Source organism: Halorubrum sp. Ea8, assembly GCF_002252925.1.
Classification (GTDB): Archaea; Halobacteriota; Halobacteria; order Halobacteriales; family Haloferacaceae; genus Halorubrum.
This window is the reverse complement of record NZ_NHPF01000072.1, coordinates 118,249-144,699: the sequence shown is the minus strand read 5'-3', so window position 1 is coordinate 144,699 and position 26,451 is coordinate 118,249. Positions and strand designations below refer to the sequence as shown.

Sequence of the window (26,451 nt, the reverse complement as noted above, 5' to 3'; positions counted from 1 at the left end):
GGTGTGGTTTGGATCGGTGGGGTGTCGGCGCGGCTGCGATCGGCGGCTCCGGACCCGAACGGTTCACAGGTCCGGCCGGCGGTTGAGCGTGCTCTCGCCGGGCAGGTCGGCGCTGTCGTTCTCGGTGCCGCCGCTGAACTGCCGCCGGAACTTCCCCGGGTCGGCGTCGAGCGCGCGGACGGCGGTGCTCCGGACGACCGTCGACTGCGTCTCGTCGTTCGCGACCGCGTCGAGGCGGGCCGCGGCGCGCTCGGCGTCGACGCCCGCGAGCAGGTGGACCGCCCACTCCCGAAGGCGCTCGCTGTCAGCGTGCGACAGCTCCAGCAGGACGGGGCACAGCGCCTCGCCGCGCAGCTTGAACAGCGAGACCATCGCGTTCCTGACGACCGCGTGGTGCTCGTCGTCGAGCGCCGCCTCGATCGTGGGCGCGTACTCGCTCCGGCCGATCCGGTCGAGCGCGACGACCGCCTCGGCGCGGACCCACGGGTCGGGGTCGTCACGCGCCGCGACCGCGGCCTCGCCGGCCCGCCCGCCGCCGAGTTCGCCGAGCGCCTCGACGGCGAACTGGCGCACGTCGGCGTCGTCGTCCGCGAGGCCGTGCTCGATCAGCGCGTCGACTGCGGCCTCGGTGGGCCGCCCCTCGCCGAGCGCCAGCGCGGCTCGTCGGCGCTCGACGGGGTCGCCGTCGACGAGGTCCGCGATCTTCTCGGCGACGTCGGTCCCCCGGAGCGGCGCCGTGTCCGTCGCCTGAAGCTCTCGGGGAGTCGCGTCGCCGATCGTCACGTCGCGGCTCACCTCGATGTCTTCGAGCCCGTCGGGTTCCTCGCCGAACCCCGGGCTCTCCTCGGGGTGGACCCGGGGGTCGGTGGGGCCGTCCGTCGCCTCGTCGGGGTCTCTCATCGGGCGCTCACCTCCCTCGAATCCGTCGAGTCCGGCGCGCCCCCCGATTGCGCGCCGAACGGCTCGTCGGCATCGAGCGCCACGAGCGCGGCGCCGAGACAGACGGCGGTCGCGGCCCCCGGCGTCGCCGGGACGCCCGCGGCAAGCAGGAGGACCGCACCGATCGCGAGCCGCGCGTCACCGTCGCGGAGCCCGGCGACTGCGGCGGCGACACCGCCGAACGCCGCGGTCGCGACGAGCAGTGACGGGATCCCGACGACGGCGAATCCGACGAGCAGCGCGCTCCCGGTGACGAACGGGGCGGCGGCGCTCGCGGCGACGACACCCGCGAACGCGAACGCACCGGCACCGAGCGCGACCCGGTCGCGCTCGGCCCGCACCGCGAGGAGGGTCACTCCCGCGAGGAAGGCGACGGATCCGGCCACGCGGTAGGCGGAACCGACCATGCCGGCCGTCGCGACGAGCGAGAGCCCGACGGCGAGCGCGAACGCCAGCGCGAGGGCTCCGCGCCGGAGCTCGAAGTAGGTCGCCGGCACTCCCAGCGCGCGGGCGAACGCCAGCGCCGCGCCGCCCGGAATCGCGACGGCCGCGGCGACCGTCGCCGAGCCCGAGATCGTCGCGAGCACGCCGAACACACCGGCGAACAGGAGCCCGACGCGGACCGCGGACCGCCTCGTCGAGAGCGCGACCGCCGCGAGCGCAACCCCTGCCGCGAGCGCCGCGACCGTCCCGACGACCGGGACCAGTCGGGGCGGAAGCGCGGCCGGCTCGAACGGGGCGTTGTACAGCACGCGGACCGCGGTCGCGACCCCGGTGGCGACGGCGACGAGCAGGCCGATCGCCCCGACGCGGCCGCCGAAGCGACCGAGGGCCCCCGGAGAGGCCGCCCGGGCGCTCACGCTTCCCGTCGGCGAGCTCACGGCCTCTCACCCCCGTTCGGACCGTCCGAGGTCGCGTGCTCGCGCTCCCCGCCGACGCCGGCGTCGAGCCGGACCGCCAGATCGTCGATATCCGCGGCGACGAACGCGTCGAGGAACCGGCTGAGGCGGCCGTAGACGCTCGTCCCGGGCTCCTCGTCGAGGGCGCTCCATAGCCCCGACGCGAGGACGGAGAGGTGCCTGTCGTGGAAGTCGAGCCGCGCGCGGTCGAGGTTCGCCGGTTCGGCGGCGTCAGTCGAGTCGCCGCCGACGGTTGCGTCGCCCGCGGCGGCCAGCCGACAGAGGTACCCCGCGAATTCGAGTTCCAGCCGGGCGTGATCGTGGTGGCGGCGCTCCTCGCCGCCGATCTCGCACCCGAAGTGCTCGTACGCCCGAGCGAGGTCGAGGTTCACGTCGTTCCACGACACCTCCGAGCGGTACGTCGACTCGTACAGCGACACCGGCGGCCCCTGATTCTCGACCGTCCCGTCGGTCCCGTCGATCACTTCGGAGTAGCCGACCACGAACAGGTCGTTGTACCGGGCCGCGAGCGTCTCGCGGTCGTCCTCGACGGTCAGGTCCGGCGGGTCGACGTCGAGGCCGCTCCGCTCGACGAGCGTCGCGACGGCGTCGTCGAGCGAGCCGTCCGCGAACCGCTCGTAAAGCCCTTGGCTCGGCTCGGTGAACGCCGCCGCCACAAGCGCGTAGACGTTCCCGCGGGCGGCGGTCTCCTCGTCGACCGCGCCGCTCGGAAGCTCCGTGTCGAGTCGCGAGCCGTCGCGTTCGGGCGTCGACCCCGACACGGTCACTCACCCCTCGTCCGGCGGATACCCTCGACGGTCACGAGCGTGGTGAACACGACGGCGATGCCGGCTAACGCCCACAGCACCGTCTCGTACGGCGCCCCGCCATCGTCCGGGTCGAGTGAGAGATAGTACCACTCGCTGACCGCCTTCTGGCCGGAGCGCTCCTCCTTCGCTCCCTGCCAGACCGCGAACGCGGCGTTCACGTCCTCGTTCGGGGCGATATCGGTCACGTTCGCGCGGTCGGACGCAAGCGGCCGGCTGAACACGACGGTCCAGCGGTCGCCGCTGTGTGCCGCGTTCGTCTCCACCGCCGACTCCGGAATCTGCGTCGTGCTCCCGGCGCCGCCGGCGAGCAGCGACTCCGTCCCGTCGGCCCCGTTCCAGTACCAGACGTTCACCCGGTTGTCGGTCGACCCCATCGCGATCGGCGGCCGTTCCTCGGACGAAACGGGGAGCTGGACCGCGGTGGAATCGGCGAACGCCCGCAGCGAGTCGGTCGACGTGTTCGCGGACGCGTCGCTCCACGACAGCCGGAGGTAGAGCCGCTCGTCGGTCCGTGCGGCCGCGACGCTGGCGGAGTCGACCGCGGCGTCGGATCCGCCCGGCACCGCCGCGCCGGAGCTGCTCATCGGCACGTCCACGGTCTCGACCGACTGCCACGCGTCGCCGGTCGGATCCGCGAGGTCGCCGGCACTCGACTGCTGCTCGACCGGGATCTCGTAGGCCGCACGGGCGTCGACGATCATCGGGAACGCCGCGGTCGCGACCACGACGGCGAGCGCGAGCGCCGCCGCAACGGCGAGCTCCCGCGACCCGATTCCGCCGAGAGTCGTCGCATCGTCAGCCGTCATCGTCGAACACCTCCAGCCGGTATTGGTCGTCGTTGTTCACGGTCGAGAGGATCTCCATGAGTTCGCTCTCTTCGCCGCGCTCGACCTTCTCCCGCTCACGGGTGATCGTGTTGAGCGCCGACTCCACCTCAGGGCCGAACAACTCTTCCAGGTAGTTGCGCGGGATACGGTCGGCGTCCACCGTCTCGCCGCTCTCCGAGGTTTGTGGCGGCGCGTACGGCGGGATGTAGTAGACGTTCGGCTCCGTCCGGTACTCGGGGTGGAGCCGCAAGGCGACCTCGTACTCGTTGACGAGCTTGTGTATCGGGCCGTCCTCGTCGTCGAGGAAGCCGACGTGCCGGAGCTGCGGCGGGCAGTCCTCGGCGCACGACGGCGGCCGGACCTCGCCCTCTGGCCCCTCCCCCTCGATCCGGGGGTAACAGAAGATGCACTTCTCGCTGGTCTTCGTCTGCGCGTTGTAGAACACCTTCTTGTAGGGACACCCCTCGACGCAGTAGCGGTAACCGCGACAGCGGTCCTGATCGACCAGAACGATGCCGTCCTCCTCGCGCTTGTAGATCGCGGATCGCGGGCACGCCTCCACGCAGGAGGGGTGCGTGCAGTGGTTGCAGATCCGAGGGAGGTAAAAGTAGTACGAGTTCGGGTACTCGCCGGCGCCCTCGTCCTCGTCCCAGTTCGGCCCCCAGTCGGCGTTCTCCATGGGGCGGAGCGGCTCGTCGCTGCCCTCGTACATGATCGCCTCGTGGTTGAAGTCCCACGCGCGACCGTAGTCCTCTTGCTCCGGGAGTTCGCCGGGCGTTCGGGACTGTCCCTCCTCGTCCCAGCCGCCGCCCATCTCCTCCCAGTCGCGCGGGTAGCCGGCGCCGGGCTTCGTCTCGACGTTGTTCCAGTACATGTACTCGCGTCCCCCGGACTCGGTCCAGTTGGTCTTACACGCGATCGTACACGTCTGGCAGCCGATGCACTTGTTCAGGTCCATCACCATCGCCACCTGGTGATCGACGCCCTCCGCGAGCGGGACGTCGCCGTCCTCGGTCTGGCGGGCGCCGTCTTCGGTCTGGTGAACCGTGTCGTCAGTGGTCTTACTCATCAGTCGTCACCTCCGAGTAGGTCCGAGATGCGACCCAACGCGCCGCGCGACTCGGACCCCGAACGGAGCGACGCTGACCCCGCTTCCGACGCCCCGAGCGAGTCGGAAACGATCGACGCCGCCCCCGATTCGACCTTCTCGACTTCGATCCGAACGTCGCTGTTCACGCCGGTCGGTCCCCAGTAGTTCGGGAAGAAGTGGAGGTGCTCGCCCGTGTCTTCGGGGTACTGGACGAGCTGCGTCGGCTTCATGTACATCGGCACGAGCGAGTTGAAGTTGTTGCGGTCGGGATACTGGAACCGTTCCCAGCTGAAGAAGTGCCGGACCGTTCCCGGCTCCCCGCTCGGGTAGATCTTCGCCTGCACCTCCACGGAGTCGAGGTCGTTGTACACCCGCACGGTGTCGCCGTCCTCGATCCCCCGTTCCTCGGCGTCATCGGGGTTGAGATAGACGGTCGGCTCGCCGCGCTGCAGTCGGAGCATCTTGCTGTCGTCGCGCCACGTCGAGTGGATCGCCCAGCGGCTGTGGGGCGTGTTGTAGCCGAGCGGGTACTCCGACTTCTCCTGTAACACCGGTGCCTCCTTGTGCGTCGGGAGCTGCTCGTCGAGCTCCAGGAACCAGTCGTGGTCGATGTAGTACTGCTGCCGTCCGGTGAACGTCGGCCACGGGTTCTTGTCCTGCACGTAGTCTTTCCACGGCGCGTACGCCTCGCCCTCCTCGATGTCCGACGACCAGTGGTCGCCGGCTTCGAGGAGGCGCCGCGGCTGCTCTTCGATGTCGTCGAACGTGAGCTGCTCGTCGGCGCCCTCCGGGTTCGACTCCTCGGAGTTTTCGAGGATGAACTCCGCGGCCGCCTTGTCCTCCGCGAGGGCGCCGGGCTCCTCGTCGAGCCAGTCGCGGACGTAGTCGTCGTGAATCGACTGGAGGTCTATCTGTCGGTCGAACTTCCGGTCCTCGACCGGTTCCACGCCGCTCTCCTCGGCGAGCTCCTGGATCTTCGCGGCGAGCTCGCGGAAGATCTGCCAGTCCGTCTTCGACTCCCCCAGTGGCTCGACCGCCGGCGTGAACGGGTGCACGTAGGTGTGCATGTCCGTCACCGACAGGTCGTGTTTCTCGTAGTGGCTCGCCGTCGGCAGGACGATGTCGCTGTTGAGCGCCGTCGAGTCCATCCGGAAGTTGATGTCGACGACCAGATCGAGCTCCGGCCACAGCTCCTCTTCGAGCGCGATGTTCCCCTTGGCCTGATTGAAGTAGTTCCCGCGCCAGACGAACATGAGTCTGGGGTCGGGGCGGCTGCCGTCGTCGCGCTCGCTCGGGTACAGCGGCATCCACCCTTTGTCGATCGACTCCCGGATCTTCGCCGCCGTGTCCGGGTCGGTGTTCTCTAAGATACCGGCGTGGTAGTACGTCCACAGCGTCGTCGGGACGCCCCGGACGCTCCCGGTCGGGAACGAGAGGTTCTTCCAGCCGTTGAACGTCCAGATCTTCTCCTGACCGACGTAGTGGTCGAGGCCGGTCCCCTGTCGGCCGAGGTTCCCCGTGAGCGTGACGAGCAGCTGGATCGCGCGGTTTCCGAGATCGTTGTGGTACCAGTCGTTGACCCCCTTGCCGTGGATGATCTTCGCGCGATCGACGTCGGCGAACTCGCGGGCGATCTTCTGGTGGGTCTGCTCGCCGACGCCGGTGATCTCGTTGACCTGCTCGGGGGTGTACTCCGACAGCTCGTCGCGGAGGTTCAACCACACGGAGCGCGTCTCGACGTCGCCGTCGGTCGTGTCGACCGTGCGCTCGACGGCGAGTTCGGGGTCGAAGTCGAGCTCGATGCTCACGGAGTGGTCGTTCTGGCCGTCGCGCTCGCCCAGCGATCCGGGCGCGGTGCGGAGGGTGCCGTCGGCGTCCTGCATGACGAACACCTTCTCCGGCCGGTCGGCGTCGACGTCGAGCCCGGACACCTCGCTCGCGCGGAGGAACTTCCCGGTGTCCTCACGGACGAGCAGCGGCATGTCCGTCTGCTCTTTCAAGTGCGCCTCGTCGTACAGCCCCTCGTCGACGATGGTGCGCGCCATCCCGAGCGCGAGTGCGGTGTCGCTCCCGGGCTCCGGCCCGATCCACTCGTCGCAGTGGATGGCCGTCTGGCTGTAGTCGGTGAAGATCCCGACGCGCTTGGCGCCGTCGTACCCAGCTTCGAGGAAGTACTTCGCGTCGGGGATCCGCGTGACGTTGATGTTCGATCCCCACGCGATGATGTAGTCGGCGTTGTACCAGTCCGCGCTCTCGGCGTTGTCGGTCTGGGTTCCCCACGTGATCGGCTGTCCGGGCGGAAGGTCGGAGTACCAGTCATAAAAGGAGTGACTGACGCCGCCGAGCAGGTTGACGAGGCGGCTCCCCGAGGCGAACGACACCGGGCTCATCGCCGGAATCGGAGTGAAACCGCTGATCGCGTCGTACTCCTCGTCTTCCACGGTGTCGATGACCTCCTCGGCGATCTCGGTGAGCGCCTCGTCCCAAGAGATCCGCTCCCACTTCCCCTCCCCGCGCTCGCCGGTCCGGCGGAGCGGGTGTGTGACGCGCTGGTCCGCGTTCACGTAGTCGGTGAAACACGCCCCCTTCTGACAGCCCCGCGGGTTGGGGTCGGGAAGCGACTCGTCGAAGCGCGGGTAGTCACCGGCCTGCTCCTCGCGCCATACCTGCCCGTTCCGCGTGTACACCTGCCACGAGCAGCTGCCCGTGCAGTTGACGCTGTGCGTCGAGCGGGCCTTGTCGTCCCAGTCCCACTCCTCGCGGTAGAGGTCCTCCCAGTCTCGGTACGGGTAGCTCCCGATCGGGTCGTCGACGACGTCCAGCGCGGTCATTTCCGTGAGGTCCTGCGCGGATCCCAGCCCGGTGGCGCCGACGGCGGCCGCCGCCCCGACCCCTTTCAGGAAGTCGCGGCGCGCGGCGCCGCTGCCGTCGCGTGTCGATTCGTTCGGTGTGTCTGTCTTGTCTGTCATTGTTTCTCTATGAGAACGGTTGCGAGGCCGAGCGCGACGCCGAGCGCCGCGAACGCGACGCCCTCGGGGGTACCGCCGCCCGCGTCCAGCCCGGCGGCTATCAGTCCCACGCCGGCCAGTTTCGTCGCTCGATCCGCCCAGCGGTACCGGCGGGGCGACAGCTCGGCCAGCCGGAACGCGCTCGACTCAGTCATCGCTCGATCCCTCCGTGGCCGACGCGGTTCCGTCGTCTTCCGATATCGTCGGCTCCGCGCCGCCCTCTCCCGAATCGTCCGCGAAGCCGCCGAGAATCGCGTAGGTGAGGGTGCCGGCCGCGGCCGGGACGAGAACGAGCGTCGCGGTCAGGTACGGTCGGAGCACCGCCGTCGACGTACCGAGTATCTCGGCGAGGATCACGTCCATCCCGGCGATAGAGGCCACCATGACGAGCGTGACCCCGAGGATGCCGACCGCGGTCGGGAACGGGCGGTCGAGGTAGTTCCGGGTGAAGTGTTCCGGCTTCTCTGCGCGGTCGATGAACGGCCAGACCGCCACGGCGACGAACACCAGGCTGGGCAAGAGCAGACCGCCCACGAACTCCGAGCTGATGTGGATCCCGAGCACGTCGAAGCTCAGCCACGAGGGAGTGAGCTTTAAGAATCCGTACCCCCACATCAGGAACCAGTCCGGCATGACGAGCGACGGCGTCGACGCCGGGTCGTTCGGGCCGTACTCGGCGATGTTGTGAACGGGAAGCAGCCCCGCGAGTAGCGAGAGCACGGCCATCGTGAGGAAGAACACGACCGCGCTCACGGCGGCTTGGTTCGGGAACGCGGGGAGCCCGATAACGACGCTGTCGTCGTCGCGGTCGATCAGGCGCGCGCCGCCGTCCGGCGCTTCGGCGCCCCCGCTCGCGCTCGGAGCGTCGCCGCCCGCTCCCGCGGCGCCCCCGCTCACGTCCGCGCCGGTCCCCGCGGCGGCGACGTCCCCGTCGCGCCGCGCCTCGGTGTGTTTCTGCCGGACGAGGATGGCCATATGTACGGCGATGAGTCCCGCGATCGCGGCCGGGATGAGGAAGACGTGGAGGAAGAACAGGCGCGGGATCGTCGCGCTCGTCGGGAATTGCCCGCCGAACACGATGCTCGCGAGCGGGTCGCCCACGATCGGGACAGAGGCGGCGACGTTGTAGCCGATGCCGACCGCCGTGCTCGCGAACTCGTCGTACGGGAGCGAGTACCCGGTGTACGCGGCGAACATCGCCAGCCCGGCGAGGCCGGTCCCGACGAGCCAGTTCGGCTCGCGCGGGTTGCGATACGCCCCGGTGAAGAACACGCGGAGCATGTGCAAGGCGATCGCGGCGACGAACAGGTGCGCCGCCCAGTGGTGCATGCGCCGCAGGAACATCCCGAACGGCACGTCGTAGGTGATGTTGAGGACGCTCTTGAACGCCGCCGGCACCTCTTGGCCTTGGTACTGCGCGACGCTGCCGCCGTACTCGACGGCGGCCGTGCTCGGCTCGTAAAAGAACGCGAGGAACGTCCCGGTCGAGACGAGGATGCCGAAACAGAACAGCGCGACCTCGCCGAGCAGGAAGGAGTCCTCCGCGGGGAACGCCTTCCCGAGGAAGTCGCTCTCGCCCTCCAGGTCCAGCCGCGAGTCGACCCAGTCGTAGGCGGACTCGGCCCGGTCGGTCGCGGCGTCGATCCGGGACATCACTCACCCCCCGGGCCGACCGGCCCCCGGAAGTCGCCCGTCGCGACGAGGTAGCCGTCGCCCGAGAGCGTGATCGGGAGCTGCGGCAGCGACCGCGGCGCCGGCCCACCGACGACTTCTCCGCCGGTTACCGGGTCGAACCGCCCGGAGTGACACGGGCAGACGAGCACGTCGCCGTCGCGGTCGGCGACCATACAGCCCGCGTGAGTACACACCTTCGAGAACGCGGCGTACCCGCCGACGGTGTACTCGTCGCGCACGTCGTCGCTGTACGCCGACTCCTCGAAGCGCACGAGCAGCGTCGGGGCGTCTTCGATCCCCGGACGCGGCTCGGGGAACACCGTGAGCTGTTCGCCCGGAGCGATGCGGTCCTCCGTGATCCGTTCGCCGACGTCGTCGACGAGGGGGATCCCGTCTTCGTACACCGGTCCCCGATACTTCGTGTCGAACACCCGAGTGAGCCCGGCGACGGGGGCTGCGAGACTCCCGACCGCGGTGATCCCCCCGACGGTCGCGAGGACCTTCGCGTAGTCACGGCGCTTGAGTTCGGCGCGCGCGTCCCGCCAATACGGCCGGTAGATGCTCGGATTGACCGCGGGCCCGTCGTCGTTATCCGGGCACGCGTCGCACAGCTCGCCGTCGCCGGCGTCGGTCCGCCCGCCAGGGCCCTCGTCTCCGTGCGACGCGGCGTTCGGCGGGGCGCCGGTTCCGTCTCCCGTCGGTCGTGGGTCGGTTACGTCGTCTTCCATCAGTGGTCCCTCCGTTCGGCGACTTCGACGTGAGGCATGAACCACGCGTAGTACGACACCGTCGAGCCCAGCAGCGACATGAACAGCCCGAAGGCGTAGATCCCGAAGTACTGGGTCCGGGCGAGCGTGAGGTACTCGGCGGTGAGCAGCGCAGAGAACACTATGGCGAGGGCGGTGAGCCCGCCCATCGCGACGAGCCCCTCGATGGCGTCGCTCGCGTCGTGGTACTCGACGACCCACCGGTCCTCGGTCTCGAGCCAGGGGAACGTCGCTCGATTCACTCCCTCCGGCGGCGGTGCGTCGAGTCCGCCGCCGTCTGTGGCCGCTGCCTCGGTTGTGTCGGCCGCATCGCCCGGGCCCCCACCGCTCGCGTCGGGCCGCGCGGCCCGGTTCATGAAGCGGTGAAAAAAGGCCATGGCTCCCAAGAGGCCCAGCAGCGCGACCCAGACGATCACGCCAACCTGACTCGGCGAGAGCTTGTTCGGCGTGTCTACGAACCCCTCCAGCGGTTGCATCTCGCTCACGCTCTGGTCGATCCGAACCTCCTCTGACGGCGGCTCGCCGTGGAGCCCGACGTACCACGTCGGCAGCAGCACGGCGAGCACGATGAGGAGGATGGCAATCGTTCGTCGGTCCATTGTGTTGTATCGTGTGTCGTGTCGATGAGCCGGCTCAGCGGCGCGAACGCGCTCCCGCGGCGCCGGCCCACCGTCCGCCGCGGTGATCGCTCGTGAGATCTCGATTCCCTGTGGGCGTCTGGTCGGTGTTACTTACGGTAGACAGATCTCTGACATACTGTAACGTTGGACCGGAAACGAACAACTAGCTACTCCCGAACTGTTCGGCGGTTTAAATACGGTCGCAAAACCACCGGGCCGGCGTCGGTGTCTTCCGAGTCGTCGTCGAACAACTGGGACAGCAGGGTCGCCGTCACGAGCGAAGGGCTCCGAGACGGTCGACGTGGCCAGACCGAGTTCGGACCGCTAAGCGACGGCGCTACTGGTTGGCGGACGCGTTATCGTCGAACCGCGAGCACGGGAGCGTTCGCGTGCCGGACGACCTCATCGGTGATGCTGCCGAAGACGATGCGTTCCGCTCCGCTTCGGCCCTTTGTACTCATCACTACGAGGTCGATATCGTTGTCGTCGACGTACTCCGTGATCACCCTCGCCGGGCTACCGACCTCGACAGCGATGGTCGCCTCGACATCGTCGGGCGCGGTTTTCGAGACAATCTTCTCAGCCGCCGACACTCGTTCGGTTCGCCGCTCGGCGAGCTCCGCTTCGTCACGCCCGGCGGTGCCGAGACCGCTCGCGAGTTCGACGATCGAGAGCACATGTATCGCCGCGTCGTATCGCTCTGCGTGGCTGAATGCGTGTGTCGCGGCGCTGGTCGTCGCCTCGCTGCCGTCCGTCGGAAAGAGGATGGTCTCGTACATTCTGTGGGATCCGTCGAATCGTCGGTCGGTGTCGTTCGGATGGCGGTCGTTGAGTCACTGTCGACGGGCGATAAGCACTGCGTCGGCAAGCACGTCGTGGCCGATCGGAACCAGGTGAACGACCGCACCGATCGCGAAGATGTTCAGCGTGACGAACGCGCGTAGCGGGCCGAGGCTCCCCGCGAGGAGACCGAGCGTCACCACGCCGGTCGCGGCGTAGACGACGCGCTCTTGGTGTCGTATCTGTGGGCTCTCCCAATTGTACAGTGCGGTGACGAGGTAGCCGATTCCGAGTACCGCCAACCACGGGTGCCAGTACGCGTACTGCAACATCGCGGACGGGACGAGGTCAGCGAGGGCGGCGACGTTAATGACGGTCGCGGCGACGTTCAGGCCACCCCAAACTAACCAGACGCGGTTCCGCCGTACGGTCGGTGTGGTATACGTCACGCCGAAGAACACGATTCCGACGGTCAACACCATCCAGACGACGACGATCGACTGGATCAGTCCGAACGGAGCGAGACCCGGGTTACGACTGAACAGCCACGAGATTCCCCATCCGAGAACGCCTTCGAGAAAGCCGAACAACAGCAGTCCGTCTCCGGGAAGCGGCGGCGACAACAGCCGCCGAAAGTACAGTACCAACGCGATCCGTGACCGGTGAAGTCGACCGGACCAGTCCGATGTTTCATTAGTCACGGGCGGTCTGGCCCCTGTAACCGGCAGTCGTCGATACCGCCTCGTTGCGGCGGCGCCAGTGGGACATACCGTATGATAGAACGGGAGACGGAAAGTATCGGGGGTCGTTCGCTCGACCGCACGCGACAGCGACGTATAGTCGAGCGGTCGCGGGCCAAGCGATCGCGACCGAACGGCGACCAATATTCCCGTCCACTCTGTTCGGATCGTTGCTCACGGCGGGCCACCGGGTGAGCTCCGGTGCGTCGCGGCCCTCGATTTGCCCGGGTCTCCGGCGTCTCCGCCGAGGGAACGTTTAAAAGCGTCCGGCCGGAACGAGGGGGTATGCCAACCTTCGAACTGAACCTCTCGGACGACGTCTACGCGGAGTTCCAGCAGCTCGCCGACCAGGAGTTCGTCTCCGAGGAACAGGCCGCGGAGGACCTCATCGCCTCCGGCATCGAGGCGTACAACGTGAGCGTCGTCGACGACGAGCCGCGCGACGAGATGCTGGACGGCGCGGAGAACAACATGTTCGACACCGCCGAGGACCCCGGAAGCCTCGAAGACGACCGGCTGTAGGCGACCTCGGTCTCGTCCCGACTTTTCGTTCCCGTCAGTACCCCAGCCCCAGCGCTCGGTTCGCGAGCAGCGTGACCAGCCCGAGCGTCATCACGCCGGCGAGCAGGCCGAACGCGACGCCCCAGCCCGCGACGTCGGAGACGGTCCCGACGACGACGCTACCGGACGCGCCGAGCACCATGTAGGCCGTTCGGACGAGCCCGAACCCGGCGCCGCGCTCGGCGTCGGAGAGGAGGTCCATGAACCGGGACTGAACGGGCGCGCCCCACGACATCGCGACGCCGACGAGACAGACGGCGGCGACGGTGGGGCCGAGCCCGAGGTCGAAGCGCGCCGTCGCGACGAGGAGCCCGTAGCCGGCGATCCCCGCGCTCATCGTCCCCATCGCCGTCACGTCGCGACCGAACCGGTCGGAGAGCGAGCCCGTGACCGGTTGGGTCCCGCCGTGAACGAGGAAGTACAGCGAGAACAGCAGCGCCGACAGCGCCGTCGAGAGCCCGCTCCCGACGTCGAGGAACGTCGGGAGGAACGAGGCGGTCGCCTGCCACGAGAACGCGCCCATCGTCGCCAGCGCGGTCGTGTAGAGGATCGGCGGCCGCGAGAGCAGTTCGAGGAGCGGCGCGAGAGCGAACCGCTCGCGCATCGGCTGATCCGGGCGGATCGGCTCGGTGGGCCGCACCCGCCACGCGAACAGGGCGAACACGGGTACCGCGACGGCGACGCCGAGGAGGATGCCGGCGCGCCAGCCGTACCGGGAGCCGACGAGCGCGGCGAGGGGCGGCGCGGCGAGCCCGGCGATCGGGCCGCCCGCGACGTGGACGCCGATGGCGCGGCCGATGTCGTCGAACTGCTTCGCGAGGAACGTCGTCGCCACGGAGTAGTGGAGTCCGGCGCCCGCGCCGAGCGCCACGGTGAACAGGATGAAGACGGCGATCGACGGTGAGGCGGCGATCAGGAGCGAGGCGACCGCGGTCAGGATGACCGTGCGCTCCCCGTACCGGTCGCCGAGCACGCCGGAGGGGAACTGCGCCAGCGCGTACGCCAGCCACATCCCCGAGAGCGCGAGGCCGACCGTCGCGTTCGTGACGCCGAACCGCGCCGTGATCCGCGGGACCAGCGGGCTGATGGCCAGCCGCGCGACCATCGTCGCGGTGAACGCGAGCGTGCAGAGGGCGAGCGCCGTGTGCCGGTACCGCCAGTTCACGGTCGCCGTTCTCGACCCGGGTCAAAGCGGGTTCCGGTCGCGGCCAGTCGGGCCGAGTGTGGTGTGCGGTCGCCTCGCACGCACCGCGGACCGGACCGCCGAGCCCCGTCAGACCTCGAACGCGATCGGGTACTCGGTGAGGTTCTCGTACCCGTCCTCGGTGACGACCACGAGGTCCTCGATCCGGACCCCACCGACGTCCGGGTCGTACAGGCCGGGCTCGACGGTGATCACGTGACCGGGCTCCAGCTCCCCGCCGCCGCTCGCGAGCCGGGGGGACTCGTGGACGTCGAGCCCGATCCCGTGGCCGGTGGAGTGGATGAACCCCGTCTCCGTCTCGGGAGCGGTGCGGAACGTCGGCTCGCCGGCCTCCTCGTACACCTCGCAGGCCGCGGCGTGGACGTCCTCGCCGGTCGCGCCCGGCTCGACGGCGTCGAGGGCGGCCGCCAGCGCGCGCTCGGTGAGGTCGTACCACTCCCGGAGCGCCGCCGGCGGCTCGCCGACGCAGAACGTCCGGGTCATGTCGGCGTTGTACTTCGTCGCCTTCGACCGCGGGAAGACGTCGACGATTATGGCCTCGTTCGCTCGGAGCGGGCCGGAGCCGCGGTCGTGGGGGTCGGCCGCCTGCGCGCCGCCGGCGACGATCGTCTCGTCGAGCGCGCAGCCGTGACGGAGCAGCGTCGCCTCGATCTCCTCGGCGACGCGCTCGCTGGTGAGCGGCTCGCCGTCCGCGATCAGGAGCGTCCCGGGCTCGACGTCGGCGTCGGCGGACGCGGCTTCGCCGGCGACGTCCGCGCTCGCGAGCAGGTCCTCGGCGGCGCGCATCGCGGCCTCGTTCGCGCGCTGGGCCTCGCGGATCGCGTCGACCTCCTCGTCGGTCTTCACGGCGCGGACCTCCCGGAGGAGGTCGTCGCCGTCGACCGCGACGTCGACCCCGCGCTCCCGCATCGCGTCGGCGGTCCCGACCGGGCCGCGCGGCGGCATGAACACCGACTCGACGCCCTTGTCGCGGACGAACGCGGCGTACATGTCGTAGCGCTCCTCGCGCCCGCCGTACTCGTAGTCGTAGTCGGCGTGGCGCTCGACGGTGTCGGCGGCGGCCTCCGACCGCGCCCGCCCGTACTCCAGCCCCGAGACCAGCACGTGGACCTCGCCGTCGGCGTACAGCGTCAGGAACGGGTCCGGGCCGGTGAACCCGGAGAGGTACAGCTGGTTCGCGTCCTCCTGCGAGGCGTCGAGCAGGTAGCCGTCGGTCTCGAGGGCGGCGAGCGTCTCGTCGAGGCGTGTGCGGTTCATACGCGAGGTGCTCGGGCGACGCCCAAATCGGTTGCCCTCGCGGAACCGAGCGGCCGCGTCGAATCGCCGGTATATCACGAAATATCTATATAGCAGCGATAGGTGAGCCGGCGCGCAGAGCACGCGGCCGTCGAACCGCCGAAAAATCACGGCTATTTTTGCCGTGGTGACGTTCACGACGGCCTCTTCCGTAGGTTTTCAGAATCGATATCGGCACAAGGATTTAAATACTCTCAGGCCTTACCCGTTAGTGAGGAGACTAACCGAGACGCGTCTCTCGGTCCCCTCGTTCCCTCCATTTGAACCAACCAATGAGCGAAAACGTTCGAACGTACACGGCGGAGCACGTCGACGACGAGGAGGAGACCGAGTCGTCGGACGAGGAACTGCGATGTCCCGAGTGCAGCGGCCAGCTCGCGACCGACACCGAGCACGGCGAGACGGTGTGTGTCGACTGCGGGCTCGTCGTCGAGGAGGACGAGATCGACCGCGGGCCGGAGTGGCGCGCGTTCGACTCCAAGGAGAAGGACAACAAGTCGCGCGTCGGCGCCCCGACGACGAACATGATGCACGACAAGGGGCTCTCGACGAACATCGGCTGGCAGGACAAGGACGCCTACGGCAAGTCCCTCTCCAGCCGGCAGCGCGAGAAGATGCAGCGGCTCCGCACCTGGAACGAGCGGTTCCGCACCCGCGACTCCAAGGAACGGAACCTGAAACAGGCGCTCGGCGAGATCGACCGCATGGCCTCGGCGCTCGGCCTCCCGGACAACGTCCGCGAGACCGCCTCGGTCATCTACCGCCGCGCGCTCGACGAGGACCTCCTGCCCGGCCGTTCCATCGAGGGGGTCTCGACGGCCTCGCTGTACGCGGCCGCCCGGCAGGCCGGCACGCCGCGCAGCCTCGACGAGATCGCGGCCGTCTCCCGCGTCGAGAAGGACGAGATCGCCCGGACGTACCGCTACGTCGTCCGCGAACTCAAGCTGGAGATCCAGCCCGCGGACCCCGAGAGCTACGTCCCGCGGTTCGCCTCCGACCTCGGCCTCTCAGACGAGGCCGAGCGCCGCGCCCGGTCGCTGCTCGACACCGCGAAGTCGCAGGGGATCCACTCCGGCAAGTCGCCGGTCGGCCTCGCCGCCGCGGCGGTGTACGCCGCCTCGCTGCTGGTCAACGAGAAGGTGACTCAGAGCGAGGTCAGCGACGTCGCGAACATCAGCGAAGTGACCATCAGGAACCGGTACCACGAGCTGTTGGAGGCCGAGGACGGCGTCGCGCTGAGCTGATCGGCGCGCCGGACACGACGACCGCACGCGGTCGACGCTCCGCCCTTTCTGACCGACGTCCGGACGCTCGGGCGTCCGGACGCGGTTCCCCTTTCAGAACGCCCAAGCCCCCGCGGGCCGAGCGGCGCGTATGGAGACCACCCGTCACTTCACCGCGACGACGTACGTCGTCAACGACGGCGCGACCGCGCTCCACGCGCACGACCGGCTCGGGATCCGGCTCCCGCCGGGCGGCCACGTCGACCGCGACGAGCTCCCCCACGAGGCGGCGCTCCGCGAGGTCCGCGAGGAGACCGGGCTGGAGGCCGAGCTGGTCGCGACCGAGTCGTCGATCGAGGGGCCGAACACGCGCGGGCTCCCGGAGCCGGCCCACCTCATGCTCCACGACATCAACGTCCGCGAGGACGGGGCCGTGGGGCACCAACACGTCGACCACCTCTACTACGCCCGCGTCGACTCCCGCGATATCGCGCCGAACGGCGACGACGAGGTCGACTCTGACGGGTGGCGCTGGTACACGCCGGCCGAACTGGCCGCGAGCGAGCTGCAGCCGGACGTGATCGAACTCGGCCGCGAGGCGATCGCGACCGTCGAGGAGCCGTAGTCGGCCGACGACCCGCGGGAGCGATCGCCGGAAACCCCGGGCCTGCGCGCCGGTCGGCACCGACTGGATCGGCTTCGATCGGCGTCAGACGGGCGTCTCACGGTCCGGAAGGTATTTGGGTCGTTGCAGGCGACATAAACCAAGATGGACGCGCAGCGACGATCGGAGATCACCGAGTGGGATTCCCGCGGGTTCTCGGGCGGATTCGCCGAACTCGGGCGCCTCGTCGACCGCGGATTCTCCGGCGCGGTGACCGACGGCACGGCGTGGCTGTTCGTGTTCGAGGGCCGCGTCGTCGGCGCGGTCGACGGCGACCTCGCGGACTTCTCGGAGGCCTCTGGCACGCTGTACGAGGCCCCCGAACCGGTCCTCCCGGTCCTGTTCGCCATGCAGGAGCGGGGCGGCGAGCCCCGGGCGCAGTACTACACGAACGACACCCCGCTCTCGGAGGCGGACCAGAAGCTCTCTCGCGGCGGGTTCACGGGCTACGTCGAGCTGTCGGAGAACGTGCTCTCCGGCGACTACTACGTCACGTACACGGCGGGCGAGTCGATGACCGCCGCGTACGTCGGCAACTCGCGACGCCTGGAGACGGGCGAGAAGGCGTTCTCGCTGGCCGACGACGAGGTCGGCATCTACACCGTCTACGAGGTCGACCTGAGCGTCAGGGAGATCCCGTCCGACGGCGACGCCGGAGCAGCCGAGTCCGGGGCCGCCTCGACAGCCGAACCGTCCCTCGACGGGTCGGCAGCGGCGGACCCCGAGCCGAGCGCTGCGGGCCGCGACGGCGACTCGGATCGAGACGACGTCACCGCGGCCGACGAGCCCGGTGACGCGGCGGCCGACGACGCCGACGGGAGCCCGGCGCGCCACGGAGTCGCCGGAAGCGAGAGGGCGGACGAGAGCCGCGAGAGTCCCGCTGGTCGGGACGAGACCGAAGCCGGCGGCGACGACGGACCGTCGCCCGTCAGGGTCGGCGGATCCGACGGCCGAGATACTGACGGTCGCGATACCGACGGCCGAGATACTGACGGTCGCGATACCGACGGCCGAGATACTGACGGTCGCGATACCGACGGCCGAGATACTGACGGCGAACGACGGGAAGCCAACGGAGAGCGCAGCGCAGACGCGGAACGTGGCGCGAACGAGGCGCGAAGCGCTGATGACGCCGCCCTCGACGCGGGCGCCGGCGCGGACGAACCGGCGAGCGACGCAGAGGCCGCGGCCACGTCGGACGCCCGCGACGATCGCGAGCCCTCCGACGCGGCCGCCGTCTCGGCGGACTCGGACCGGCCCGAGGGCGAGCCGCACCCGAGCGACGACGTGTTCTCCGAGGAGGAGGAGTGGCGCGAACAGAAGTCGATCCCCGCGTTGGACCCGTCGGAATCGAGCGACCCGCCGACCGGCCGCGACGGAAACGGGGGAGGCTCCGCCAGCGGCTCCCGGCGGTCCCGCGGATCGAACGGCGCCGCGCGGCGAAACGATCCCGAACCGGGCGGGCAGTCCGCGGGGGACGACTCTCCGGATCCGCGGTCGACGGCCGAGGCCGACTCGAACCGGTCCGCCGTGTCGCAGCGCTCGCGGGGCGCCGACGGATCGACCGGCGACGGACGGGGCCAAGATCGCCTGCGCCAGCTGAAGAGCGCGCTGGAGGAGTCGGAGCGGAAGCGCGAGTCGCTGGCGGCGGAGCTGGACGAGACCGTCGCGGACCGGGACGACGTCGAGGCCGAGCGCGACGAGCTGGCCGCCGAGGTGGACCGCTTGGAGTCGGAGCTCTCGACGCTCCGCGAGGAGCGCGACCGCCTGCGCGAGGAGCTCGCCGCGGCCCGCGACCGGCTCCCCGAGGGCGACCGCTCGCTGTCTCCCGCGGAGGCGCGGAGCGGGACGAACCTCTTCGTGCGGTACGATTCCAAGGGCGGCGCGACGCTCGAGGACGCCCACGACGGGGCGGTCGACCGCGACGCGCTCAGCGAGAACCTGCGGATCGAGCATCACACGAGCTTCGAGACGGACGGGCTCACGGTCGACGGGCGGCCGTACGAGGAGTTCCTGCGGGACACGATCGAGTACGGCTTCACCCGCTGGCTCGTCGAGGACCTCCCGTTCGAGGTGAGCGGGACCGGCAACCAGAGCGTTCTCCGCGACCTGTACGACGCGATCCCCGAGGTCGACCGGGCGGAGATCGGCGGCTCGGTGTCGATAGCGATCCGCGAGAACGGCGAGGAGACGCGAGAGCAGCGCGCGTTCGACCTCGTGTTGCGCGACCGGATGGGGAACCCCCTGTTCGTCGCCGATCTCAACGACAGCCGGGACCCGACCGCCGAGGGGACGCTGGAGTCCCTCGTGGGCAACGGCCGCGACATCGCGGAGTCGAACGACTCGTTCGCGGCTGCGTTCGCGGTGACTGAGAGCTTCTTCGAGCCGGGCGCGTTAGAGACGGCGAGCGACGCGGTCGGCGGCGGGCTGTTCAGCCGGTCGAAGCGCGCCAGCTTCGTGAAGCTTTCGCGCAAGCAGGGGTACCACCTCTGTCTGGTCGAGGCCCGCGACGGCGGCTTCCACATGACCGTCCCCGACCTGTAGCTCGGCGCTGTTCGCGGCGGAGAGACGGCGACCCGTGACTCCGGGCGGGCGGCGAGAGAAACCGCGGCGGGTAATCAGAGTCGGGGCGCGAGACAACTGCGGCTGCGGTGACCCGAGATCGAAACGCGGACCCGCGGCCGGCGGCGCGTACGAACGGAGGCGTTCAGTTCTCGAGCTCGGCGGCGTCGTCGATCCGCATGGAGCCGAGCTTGTCGACCGTCTCGTCGAGCTTCTCGTCGAGCTCGTCGACGAACTCGTGGGTTCGCTCGGTGGTGATGGCGCCCTGGCTCGACGGCTCGATGAGGTTCTCCTCCTCGAGCACGCGCAGGGAGTACCGGACCTTGTGATGGGGGTATCCCGTCTCGTTCGACATCTTCACGATGCCGATCGGCTCGTTTTCGATGACCATCCGCAGGACTTGGAGGTGTCGTTCCAGCATGTCTACCTCCTTCTCTAGTCGATCTATCATGGCACATGTTAACTCGTCATGCCCCTGTTTAAAAGTTGCTGTCGTCGGCCGCCCCCGGGTCGCTCGATCCCCGACTTCGACGTGGCAGTAGTTAACGTGTTCGATCGATCGGGGACCGAGTGGTCGTGCGAATCGACGGCCGACTCCGCGAGCAGCGGCCCCGCGAATCGGTGGCGGAGTTCGTCGCTTCGCCCGTCGCGAGCCCGTCAGACGGGGATCTATCGCACGAACGGGCATACCTCATATGAGTACGCCGCAATCTGATGCACGTTCGTGGGGTGATCGCGTCCGCGGACCGTAATCTGTTTTACCCCCCGGAAGGAACCACCGGGCCGTATGACACTCACCATCGTCGGCTCCCAGCTGGGTGACGAGGGCAAGGGCGCGCTCGTCGACCGGTGGGGAGGGGACGCGGACGTCGTAGTCCGTTATCAGGGCGGCGACAACGCCGGCCACACCGTCGTCGAGGGGGGCGCGGAGTACAAGCTCTCGCTGGTACCGAGCGGCGCCGTCCGCGGCACGGTCGGCGTCCTCGGCAACGGCTGCGTCGTCAACCCGCGCACGCTGTTCAGCGAGATAGACGGCCTGCGCGAGCGCGGGCTCGACCCGGACGTGCGGGTCGCCCGCCGGGCGCACGTGATCCTGCCGTACCACCGCGTGCTGGACGGGATCGAAGAGGAGGTCAAGGCCGACGACGACGCCGGCGACGAGGTCGGCACGACCGGCCGCGGAATCGGGCCGACGTACGAGGACAAAGCGGGCCGCCGAGGGGTCCGGGTCGCCGACCTGCTCGACCCCGACGTGCTCCGAGAGAAACTGGAGTACGCCGTCCCGCAGAAGCGCGCGATCGTCGAGGACGTGTACGGGCTCGAGATCGACGGCGATGAAGAGCGCGCCGAGGCGTTCGACGTCGACGCGCTCCACGAGGAGTTCGCCGCGATCGGAGAGCGCCTCGCCGACGAGGGGATGACGGTCAACTGCTCGGACTACCTCCACCGCCGCCACGAGGCCGGCGACGAGATCCTCTTCGAGGGCGCTCAGGGGACGCACATCGACGTCGACCACGGGAACTACCCGTTCGTCACGTCCTCGAATCCGACCGCCGGCGCCGCCGCGGTGGGCTCCGGGCTCGGGGTCACGAAGGTCGGCGACGGCGAGGTCGTCGGGATCGTGAAGGCGTACCTCTCCCGCGTCGGCGAGGGGCCGATGCCGACCGAGCTCGACGGGGACGCCGACGAGGAGGCGCTCGCCGACGACATCCGAGAGAAGGGCGGTGAGTTCGGCACCGTGACGGGTCGCCCCCGTCGGATCGGCTGGCTCGACCTCCCGATGCTGCGCCACGCGGCGCGCGTCTCCGGCTTCACGGGGCTCGCGGTCAATCACGTCGACGTGCTCGCCGGGCTCGACGGGCTGAAGGTGTGTACCGGCTACGAGCTAGATGGAGAGGAGATCGATACCGTCCCCACCACGACCGACCGATGGGAGCGGTGCGAACCGGTGTACGAGTCCCTCGACACCTGGGCGGAGTTCGACTCGGCCGCGGTCGCCGAGGAAGGCTACGACGCGCTCCCCGAGGCGGCCCGCGAGTACCTCGAGTTCGTCGCCGACGAGACCGACACGCCCGTCTACGCGGTCGGCGTCGGTCCCGACCGCGAGGAGACGGTCGAGCTGGTGAACCCGTTCGACGCGTAGGCCCCCGTCGCGGGCATACGTCGTTTGGTGCGACGCGTTCGACGGGTGTGAACTGGCCGTTCAGACGGCTCTCTCTGGCCATCCGACTTTCCGGACACTGAGGTCACACGCACGGTACGTCCCGGAGTCCTCGCGACACGCTCGCACTTGCGACGGGGGCTCACCTGTTCGGCTCTTCGCTGTCGTCCATCAGAGAGGAGATGATCAGTCGCTTGATTCCGCGCCGAAGGAGCCCGCTAGCCGCGGGCTGAGAGATGTCCAGGTCGGCGGCGACGTCACTGAGAGTCACGTCTCGGGGCTCTTCGAAATACCCCGCATCGACCGCGACGAGGAGCGCCTCCCGCTGGCTGTCGGTCAGTCCCGCGTCCGTGGTACCGATGCCATCGTACTCGTTGACACGCACGAGCTCGATACTGATGTCATTCCGTCGTGCGTAGTCCCACAGGCGAGTCAGATTCGCTCGCTCGGGCAGCCACACCGTCAGGTTCCACGCGCCACCCTCGTTTTCCATGTCGAGGATGACACCGCTCGCCGCCGAGACGACCGGCGAGACGATCGTTGCTTCGTCCGAATACTCCACGCTGTAAATCGCCCTCCCGTCGCCGGTTTCACGCAGGCGCTCGAACGCCCCGATTGTGTGATCGTTCCGCAATCCCCTCTCGAACCGACGGAGATCGGACGATTCCACGCGGTAAAAGAACCGCCCGGACGTCGGATCGGTGCCCGCCTCCGATACCGATTCGACGCTCGCACTGCTGTCGTGACGGACCGCGCCCGTGAGGACGATGTCGGCGTGCTCGACTCGGACGACCGCTTTAATATCGCTCATCGTTCTGTGAGGGAACTGCCTCCGGAGTTCCACCTCCGTGAGCGACGGGTGCCGAGGTGGTCGGCGCAAATCGACGATCGAACGCTCGCGACCGGCGTCAGTGCGGCGGTCGTTCGGTGAGTCCCGTCGCCCGGTTGGGCACGGCCTTCGGATACGCGGGTCGCGGTGATATACCTATGTCTCATACGTGTGCGGTTCGGACCGGGAGGGCGACTTGGGGACCGACACGGTGTCGGCCCGAACCGACCGGTCCGGTTCGGCTGTTCGAAGACCCTCCGGCGGACCCGTTCGCAGCGTTCTCGACTCGTCACCGTGGCGGCTTGAACAGCGTCGCGCGGACCCGGTCAAACCAATCGAGTGCGGCCGGGCGAGCGGACGCGGCAGGGAGGTAGAACTTCGGTTCGGTTCTGTCGTCGCCGTCGCGGACGCGGTCGTTCCGTGTCATACGGGTGGAACGTGGAGCCCTCGGCCCATCGGTCTCCGGCTTATGAGTATAACTCACTTATATACTAACGGCCGATCGCGCCCCTGCCGGCCGCCACTGGCGGCCACCTGCCGTACACGATGGCGGGGCGGTCGAGGTCGGTGAGAACGGCGGCCATCGTGACAACGGACGGCGAACGAGGGGTGTGGGTCGCGACCGTCATCGCCCGGGGGTCGGCGCGTCTCCGACCGAGAGAGACCTTCGACGTCAAAGCGATCGGGTGCTCCAACGGGCTCGATCGGCTCCGTCGTTACCGACCCGCACCCGGACGCCGTCGTTCACGGTACGGGGGTCGCGTCGTTCGACGTGAGTCCTCCGACGCGGGCCGTGCGTACCTCCGTCCGCGGTGCTAGCTCGCTCGACACACTCGTCGGCGACGGCCGCTCTGGCCGCCCGAACGGTGCTCCTGAAGCGGCGGCGGGTATCGACGGTCCACGCGAACGGCCCGCGCCGGTCGTCGCCGAAGACGGCCGTTCCGGACCGTGAGGTCCGAGCGCCCGCGCCGCTAGCCGCCGAACGATCCTGGACACCCCGGCACGGCGACTGCCGTCCCGAGCGCGGGGAACTGACGCCGACGCACCCGAGGCCGGACGCCGTGAGAGGGCTCAGGAATCGGGGCGCATCGCTCGTCGGCGCTCTACGCCCGCAGATCGATCTCGTCCAGAGCTGCCATATCCTCGTCGGTCAGCGAGAGGTCGGCGGCCGCGACGTTCGTTTCGAGGTGTTCGACGCTCGACGTGCCCGGGATCGGGAGCGTCACGTCGGAGTGTTCGAGCAGCCACGCCAGCGCGACCTGCTGTGGCGTGGCGTCGCGACGCTCGGCGACCTCGTCGAGCACGGCGGCCGGCCCCTCCTGAAAGACCGCGTACATCGGCCCCCACGGGATGAACCCCACGTCGTCGCGCTCGCAGGCGCGGAGCACGTCCTCGTCGTCTCGGTGCCCGACGTTGTACCGGTTCTGGACGGTCGCGATATCGACGATCTCCGTCGCCGTCTCCAGCTGTTCGACGGTGACGTTCGAGAGGCCGACGTGGGCGATCTGCCCGGCGTCCTTCATCTCCGCGAAGGCGTGGACGGAGGCCTCGAAGTCGGTGTCCGGGTCGGGCCGATGGAACTGGTAGAGGTCGATCGTGTCGGCCCCGAGCCGGTCGAGGCTGCACAGCACCTGATTCTTCAGGAAGTCCGGGTCGCCGTGGGGGAGCCAGTCGCCCTCGCGGTTGCGGAGCAGCCCGGCCTTCGAGGCGACGACCACGTCGTCGGGGTCGCCGAGGGCCTCGCCGATCAGGCGTTCGCTGACGCCCGGCCCGTAGGAGTCGGCGGTGTCCACGAAGTCGACGCCGAGCTCGACGGCCCGCCGGAGGACCCGCTTGGCCTCCTCCTCGTCGGCCGGCCGCCCGATGATGTCCTCGCCCGTGACTCGCATCGCGCCGAAGCCGAGGCGATTGACGGTCAGGTCGCCGCCGACGTCGAACGTCTCGCTCCGGGTCGTCGTCGCTGGTGACATGGCCGGGCGTACGCGTGCGGCCCCCAAAGTCGTAAGGATAGCGGAGGGGGGAGAGCGCCGACCGGCGCGCCGCGGCCGACGGCCCGTCTTGCGCGCGTCGCTACTCATAAACCGCCCCCGCGTGATCGTAAAGTATGGACGCCGAGCGCGAGGTACTCGACGTGTTGGCGCGGAACGCCCGCGAGGACATCGACGACATCGCGGCCCAGACGGGCCTCGACGCCGCCGCGGTAGAGGAGGCCATCGCGGCGCTGGAGGCGGACAACGTGGTCCACGGCTACCAGGCGGTCATCGACTGGGACCGCGTCGACGAGGGGAAGATCCGGGCGGTCGTCGAGATCAACGTGGAGCTCGACCGCGAAACGGGGTACGAGCAGGTCGCCGACCGAATCGCGAAGTTCCCGGCGGTCGACGCCCTCCACCTCGTTTCCGGTGACTACGACTTCGCCGTCGAGGTGCTCGGCGAGACGATGCAGGACGTCTCCCGGTTCATCTCCGAGCAGGTCGCGCCCATGCCGGAGGTCACCCAGACGGTGACTCACTACATCATGGAGACGTACAAGGACGGCGGGGTGCGGTTCGAGGACGGCGACGACGACGACCGCCTCTCCGTCTCGCCATGAGGCTCTCGGAGCGCGCGCGCGACCTCCCCGAGTCGGGGATCCGGAAGTTCTTCGAGCTCGCGGAGGCGCGCGACGACGTGATCTCGCTGGGCGTCGGCGAGCCGGACTTCTCGGCGCCGTGGGCGGCCCGGAACGCCGCGATCGACTCGCTCGAACGCGGGAAGACCTCCTACACGTCGAACCGCGGAATGGCCGCCCTCCGCGAGCGGATCGCGGCCCAACACGAGCGCTACGACCAGCCGTACGACCCGGCCGAGGAGGTGCTCGTCACCACCGGCGCGAGCGAGGCGGTCGACCTCGCCTTCCGCGCGCTCGTCGACCCCGGCGACACGGTCGCGGTCCACGAGCCGACGTACATCTCCTACGGCCCGGGGATCGAACTGGCCGGCGGCGAGCGGCTGACGGTCCCCACGCGGGCCGAGGACGACTTCGCGCTCACGCGGAGCGCGCTGGAGGCGTCGGGCGCCGCCGACGCGGACCTCCTCGTCCTCTGTTACCCGAACAATCCGACCGGCGCGACCATGACCGACGAGCAGTACGCGGCGGTCGCCGCCTTCTGTCGCGAGAACGACATCCGGGTGATCGCCGACGAGATCTACGCCGCGCTCACGTACGGGACCGACCACGCCTCGATCGTCACGCGGCCGGGGATGCGCGAGCGCACCGTCGTCGTCAACGGCTTCTCGAAGGCGTACGCGATGACCGGCCTCCGGCTCGGGTACGCGCTCGGACCGACCGAGGCGATCGACGCGATGAACCGGATCCACCAGTACACGATGCTGTCGGCGCCGACGACGCCGCAGTACGCGGCGATCGAGGCGCTCGACCGCTGCGACGACGAAGTGACCGAGATGGTCGACGAGTACAACCGCCGCCGCCGACTCGTCGTCTCCCGGTTCAACGAGATGGGCCTCGACACGTTCGAGCCCGGCGGCGCCTTCTACGCCTTCCCCGACTGCGGGGGCGACGACGAGGTCTTCGCCGAGGAGCTGCTGGAGGCGCAGGGCGTCGCCGTCGTCCCCGGCTCCGTCTTCGGCGCGGGCGGCGAGGGCCACCTCCGGGTGTCGTACGCGACCTCGATGCGCGAGCTGAAGGAGGCGACCGACCGGATCGCGACGTTCGTCAACGGGCGTAACTGACGAGCGTCCGCCGAGCGCCCGCCGAGCGCGCCCGGTCGGTCTCGC

26 protein-coding genes are annotated in these 26,451 nt (G+C 69.4%); 8 read left to right on the top strand and 18 right to left on the bottom strand.

Going from position 1 to position 26,451, the window contains the following annotated elements; translation table 11 throughout:
* Window positions 1–63 precede the first annotated feature (63 nt).
* The 12 genes from DJ74_RS07405 to DJ74_RS07350 all read right to left on the bottom strand — a co-directional run bounded on the left by DJ74_RS07405 (window position 64) and on the right by DJ74_RS07350 (window position 12,081).
* Window positions 64–900 carry a HEAT repeat domain-containing protein gene (locus tag DJ74_RS07405; protein ID WP_094526833.1) on the bottom strand — a complete coding sequence of 279 codons (837 nt, stop codon included), beginning with the start codon at window positions 898–900 and terminating at the stop codon, window positions 64–66.
* Entirely contained in the window at window positions 897–1,820 is a 924-nt protein-coding gene (locus DJ74_RS07400; RefSeq protein WP_094526832.1) for a phosphate ABC transporter permease, read from the bottom strand. Before DJ74_RS07400 ends, DJ74_RS07405 begins: the two co-directional genes overlap by 4 nt.
* Window positions 1,817–2,626, bottom strand: coding sequence for a molecular chaperone TorD family protein (locus tag DJ74_RS07395; RefSeq protein WP_094526831.1), 810 nt, complete (start codon window positions 2,624–2,626; stop codon window positions 1,817–1,819). Before DJ74_RS07395 ends, DJ74_RS07400 begins: the two co-directional genes overlap by 4 nt.
* The gene (locus DJ74_RS07390) at window positions 2,623–3,474 is read right to left on the bottom strand and encodes an ethylbenzene dehydrogenase-related protein (RefSeq protein WP_094526830.1); all 852 of its coding nucleotides are present in this window, start codon (window positions 3,472–3,474) and stop codon (window positions 2,623–2,625) included. The genes DJ74_RS07395 and DJ74_RS07390 overlap by 4 nt, the downstream gene beginning before the upstream one ends.
* Window positions 3,464–4,564, bottom strand: a complete 1,101-nt coding sequence (locus DJ74_RS07385; protein ID WP_094526829.1) for a 4Fe-4S dicluster domain-containing protein — start codon at window positions 4,562–4,564, stop codon at window positions 3,464–3,466. The genes DJ74_RS07390 and DJ74_RS07385 overlap by 11 nt, the downstream gene beginning before the upstream one ends.
* Entirely contained in the window at window positions 4,564–7,554 is a 2,991-nt protein-coding gene (locus tag DJ74_RS07380; protein WP_094526828.1) for a molybdopterin-dependent oxidoreductase, read from the bottom strand. The genes DJ74_RS07385 and DJ74_RS07380 overlap by 1 nt, the downstream gene beginning before the upstream one ends.
* Window positions 7,551–7,748: a hypothetical protein gene (locus tag DJ74_RS07375; protein WP_094525538.1), complete on the bottom strand. Its 198-nt coding sequence runs from the start codon at window positions 7,746–7,748 to the stop codon at window positions 7,551–7,553. The genes DJ74_RS07380 and DJ74_RS07375 overlap by 4 nt, the downstream gene beginning before the upstream one ends.
* Complete coding sequence (locus DJ74_RS07370; protein ID WP_094526827.1) at window positions 7,741–9,246, bottom strand: cytochrome bc complex cytochrome b subunit; 1,506 nt, start codon at window positions 9,244–9,246, stop codon at window positions 7,741–7,743. Before DJ74_RS07370 ends, DJ74_RS07375 begins: the two co-directional genes overlap by 8 nt.
* Window positions 9,246–9,995: a ubiquinol-cytochrome c reductase iron-sulfur subunit gene (locus DJ74_RS07365; RefSeq protein ID WP_094526826.1), complete on the bottom strand. Its 750-nt coding sequence runs from the start codon at window positions 9,993–9,995 to the stop codon at window positions 9,246–9,248. The genes DJ74_RS07370 and DJ74_RS07365 overlap by 1 nt, the downstream gene beginning before the upstream one ends.
* Window positions 9,995–10,633 (bottom strand): hypothetical protein, encoded by a 639-nt coding sequence (locus DJ74_RS07360; RefSeq protein WP_094526825.1) that lies wholly within the window; start codon window positions 10,631–10,633, stop codon window positions 9,995–9,997. Before DJ74_RS07360 ends, DJ74_RS07365 begins: the two co-directional genes overlap by 1 nt.
* A gap of 377 nt (window positions 10,634–11,010) precedes the next feature.
* A complete protein-coding gene (locus DJ74_RS07355) occupies window positions 11,011–11,433 on the bottom strand; it encodes a universal stress protein (RefSeq protein ID WP_094525531.1) in 423 nt (140 codons plus the stop codon).
* 54 nt (window positions 11,434–11,487) lie between these two features.
* A complete protein-coding gene (locus DJ74_RS07350; RefSeq protein ID WP_141212682.1) occupies window positions 11,488–12,081 on the bottom strand; it encodes a hypothetical protein in 594 nt (197 codons plus the stop codon).
* A gap of 378 nt (window positions 12,082–12,459) precedes the next feature.
* On the opposite strand from DJ74_RS07350, the gene DJ74_RS07345 reads away from it, so the two are divergent.
* Window positions 12,460–12,696 (top strand): hypothetical protein, encoded by a 237-nt coding sequence (locus DJ74_RS07345; protein ID WP_092566076.1) that lies wholly within the window; start codon window positions 12,460–12,462, stop codon window positions 12,694–12,696.
* Between the two features lie 34 nt (window positions 12,697–12,730).
* Here DJ74_RS07345 and DJ74_RS07340 read toward each other — a convergent pair whose 3' ends face one another.
* Both DJ74_RS07340 and DJ74_RS07335 read right to left on the bottom strand, forming a co-directional pair.
* A complete protein-coding gene (locus DJ74_RS07340; RefSeq protein WP_094526823.1) occupies window positions 12,731–13,900 on the bottom strand; it encodes a nitrate/nitrite transporter in 1,170 nt (389 codons plus the stop codon).
* 108 nt (window positions 13,901–14,008) lie between these two features.
* Window positions 14,009–15,196, bottom strand: coding sequence for a Xaa-Pro peptidase family protein (locus DJ74_RS07335; protein WP_094526822.1), 1,188 nt, complete (start codon window positions 15,194–15,196; stop codon window positions 14,009–14,011).
* 311 nt (window positions 15,197–15,507) lie between these two features.
* Here DJ74_RS07335 and DJ74_RS07330 point away from each other — a divergent pair, with 311 nt between their 5' ends.
* The 3 genes from DJ74_RS07330 (at window position 15,508) to DJ74_RS07320 (ending at window position 19,666) form a co-directional block, all read left to right on the top strand.
* Complete coding sequence (locus DJ74_RS07330) at window positions 15,508–16,479, top strand: transcription initiation factor IIB family protein (RefSeq protein WP_094526821.1); 972 nt, start codon at window positions 15,508–15,510, stop codon at window positions 16,477–16,479.
* 130 nt (window positions 16,480–16,609) lie between these two features.
* Window positions 16,610–17,083: an NUDIX hydrolase gene (locus DJ74_RS07325; protein ID WP_094525524.1), complete on the top strand. Its 474-nt coding sequence runs from the start codon at window positions 16,610–16,612 to the stop codon at window positions 17,081–17,083.
* A 144-nt stretch (window positions 17,084–17,227) separates the two neighbouring features.
* The gene (locus DJ74_RS07320; protein ID WP_094526820.1) at window positions 17,228–19,666 is read left to right on the top strand and encodes a hypothetical protein; all 2,439 of its coding nucleotides are present in this window, start codon (window positions 17,228–17,230) and stop codon (window positions 19,664–19,666) included.
* Window positions 19,667–19,829: 163 nt separating this feature from the next.
* Here the strand turns inward: DJ74_RS07320 and DJ74_RS07315 are convergent, their stop codons facing one another.
* The gene (locus tag DJ74_RS07315) at window positions 19,830–20,135 is read right to left on the bottom strand and encodes a hypothetical protein (protein WP_004045854.1); all 306 of its coding nucleotides are present in this window, start codon (window positions 20,133–20,135) and stop codon (window positions 19,830–19,832) included.
* Between the two features lie 336 nt (window positions 20,136–20,471).
* Here DJ74_RS07315 and DJ74_RS07310 point away from each other — a divergent pair, with 336 nt between their 5' ends.
* The gene (locus DJ74_RS07310) at window positions 20,472–21,827 is read left to right on the top strand and encodes an adenylosuccinate synthase (RefSeq protein WP_094526819.1); all 1,356 of its coding nucleotides are present in this window, start codon (window positions 20,472–20,474) and stop codon (window positions 21,825–21,827) included.
* Between the two features lie 160 nt (window positions 21,828–21,987).
* Here DJ74_RS07310 and DJ74_RS07305 read toward each other — a convergent pair whose 3' ends face one another.
* Window positions 21,988–22,656 carry a helix-turn-helix domain-containing protein gene (locus tag DJ74_RS07305; protein ID WP_094525616.1) on the bottom strand — a complete coding sequence of 223 codons (669 nt, stop codon included), beginning with the start codon at window positions 22,654–22,656 and terminating at the stop codon, window positions 21,988–21,990.
* On the opposite strand from DJ74_RS07305, the gene DJ74_RS19115 reads away from it, so the two are divergent.
* Window positions 22,588–22,776, top strand: a complete 189-nt coding sequence (locus tag DJ74_RS19115; RefSeq protein ID WP_176451110.1) for a hypothetical protein — start codon at window positions 22,588–22,590, stop codon at window positions 22,774–22,776. The genes DJ74_RS07305 and DJ74_RS19115 overlap by 69 nt on opposite strands.
* Window positions 22,777–22,963: 187 nt before the next feature.
* Here DJ74_RS19115 and DJ74_RS19110 read toward each other — a convergent pair whose 3' ends face one another.
* Window positions 22,964–23,101: a hypothetical protein gene (locus DJ74_RS19110; RefSeq protein WP_176451321.1), complete on the bottom strand. Its 138-nt coding sequence runs from the start codon at window positions 23,099–23,101 to the stop codon at window positions 22,964–22,966.
* Window positions 23,102–23,777: 676 nt separating this feature from the next.
* Window positions 23,778–24,644 (bottom strand): aldo/keto reductase, encoded by an 867-nt coding sequence (locus tag DJ74_RS07300; RefSeq protein WP_094525521.1) that lies wholly within the window; start codon window positions 24,642–24,644, stop codon window positions 23,778–23,780.
* A 134-nt stretch (window positions 24,645–24,778) separates the two neighbouring features.
* Here DJ74_RS07300 and DJ74_RS07295 point away from each other — a divergent pair, with 134 nt between their 5' ends.
* Both DJ74_RS07295 and DJ74_RS07290 read left to right on the top strand, forming a co-directional pair.
* Window positions 24,779–25,267: an Lrp/AsnC family transcriptional regulator gene (locus tag DJ74_RS07295; RefSeq protein WP_094525520.1), complete on the top strand. Its 489-nt coding sequence runs from the start codon at window positions 24,779–24,781 to the stop codon at window positions 25,265–25,267.
* Complete coding sequence (locus DJ74_RS07290) at window positions 25,264–26,406, top strand: pyridoxal phosphate-dependent aminotransferase (protein WP_094526818.1); 1,143 nt, start codon at window positions 25,264–25,266, stop codon at window positions 26,404–26,406. The genes DJ74_RS07295 and DJ74_RS07290 overlap by 4 nt, the downstream gene beginning before the upstream one ends.
* Window positions 26,407–26,451 lie beyond the last annotated feature (45 nt).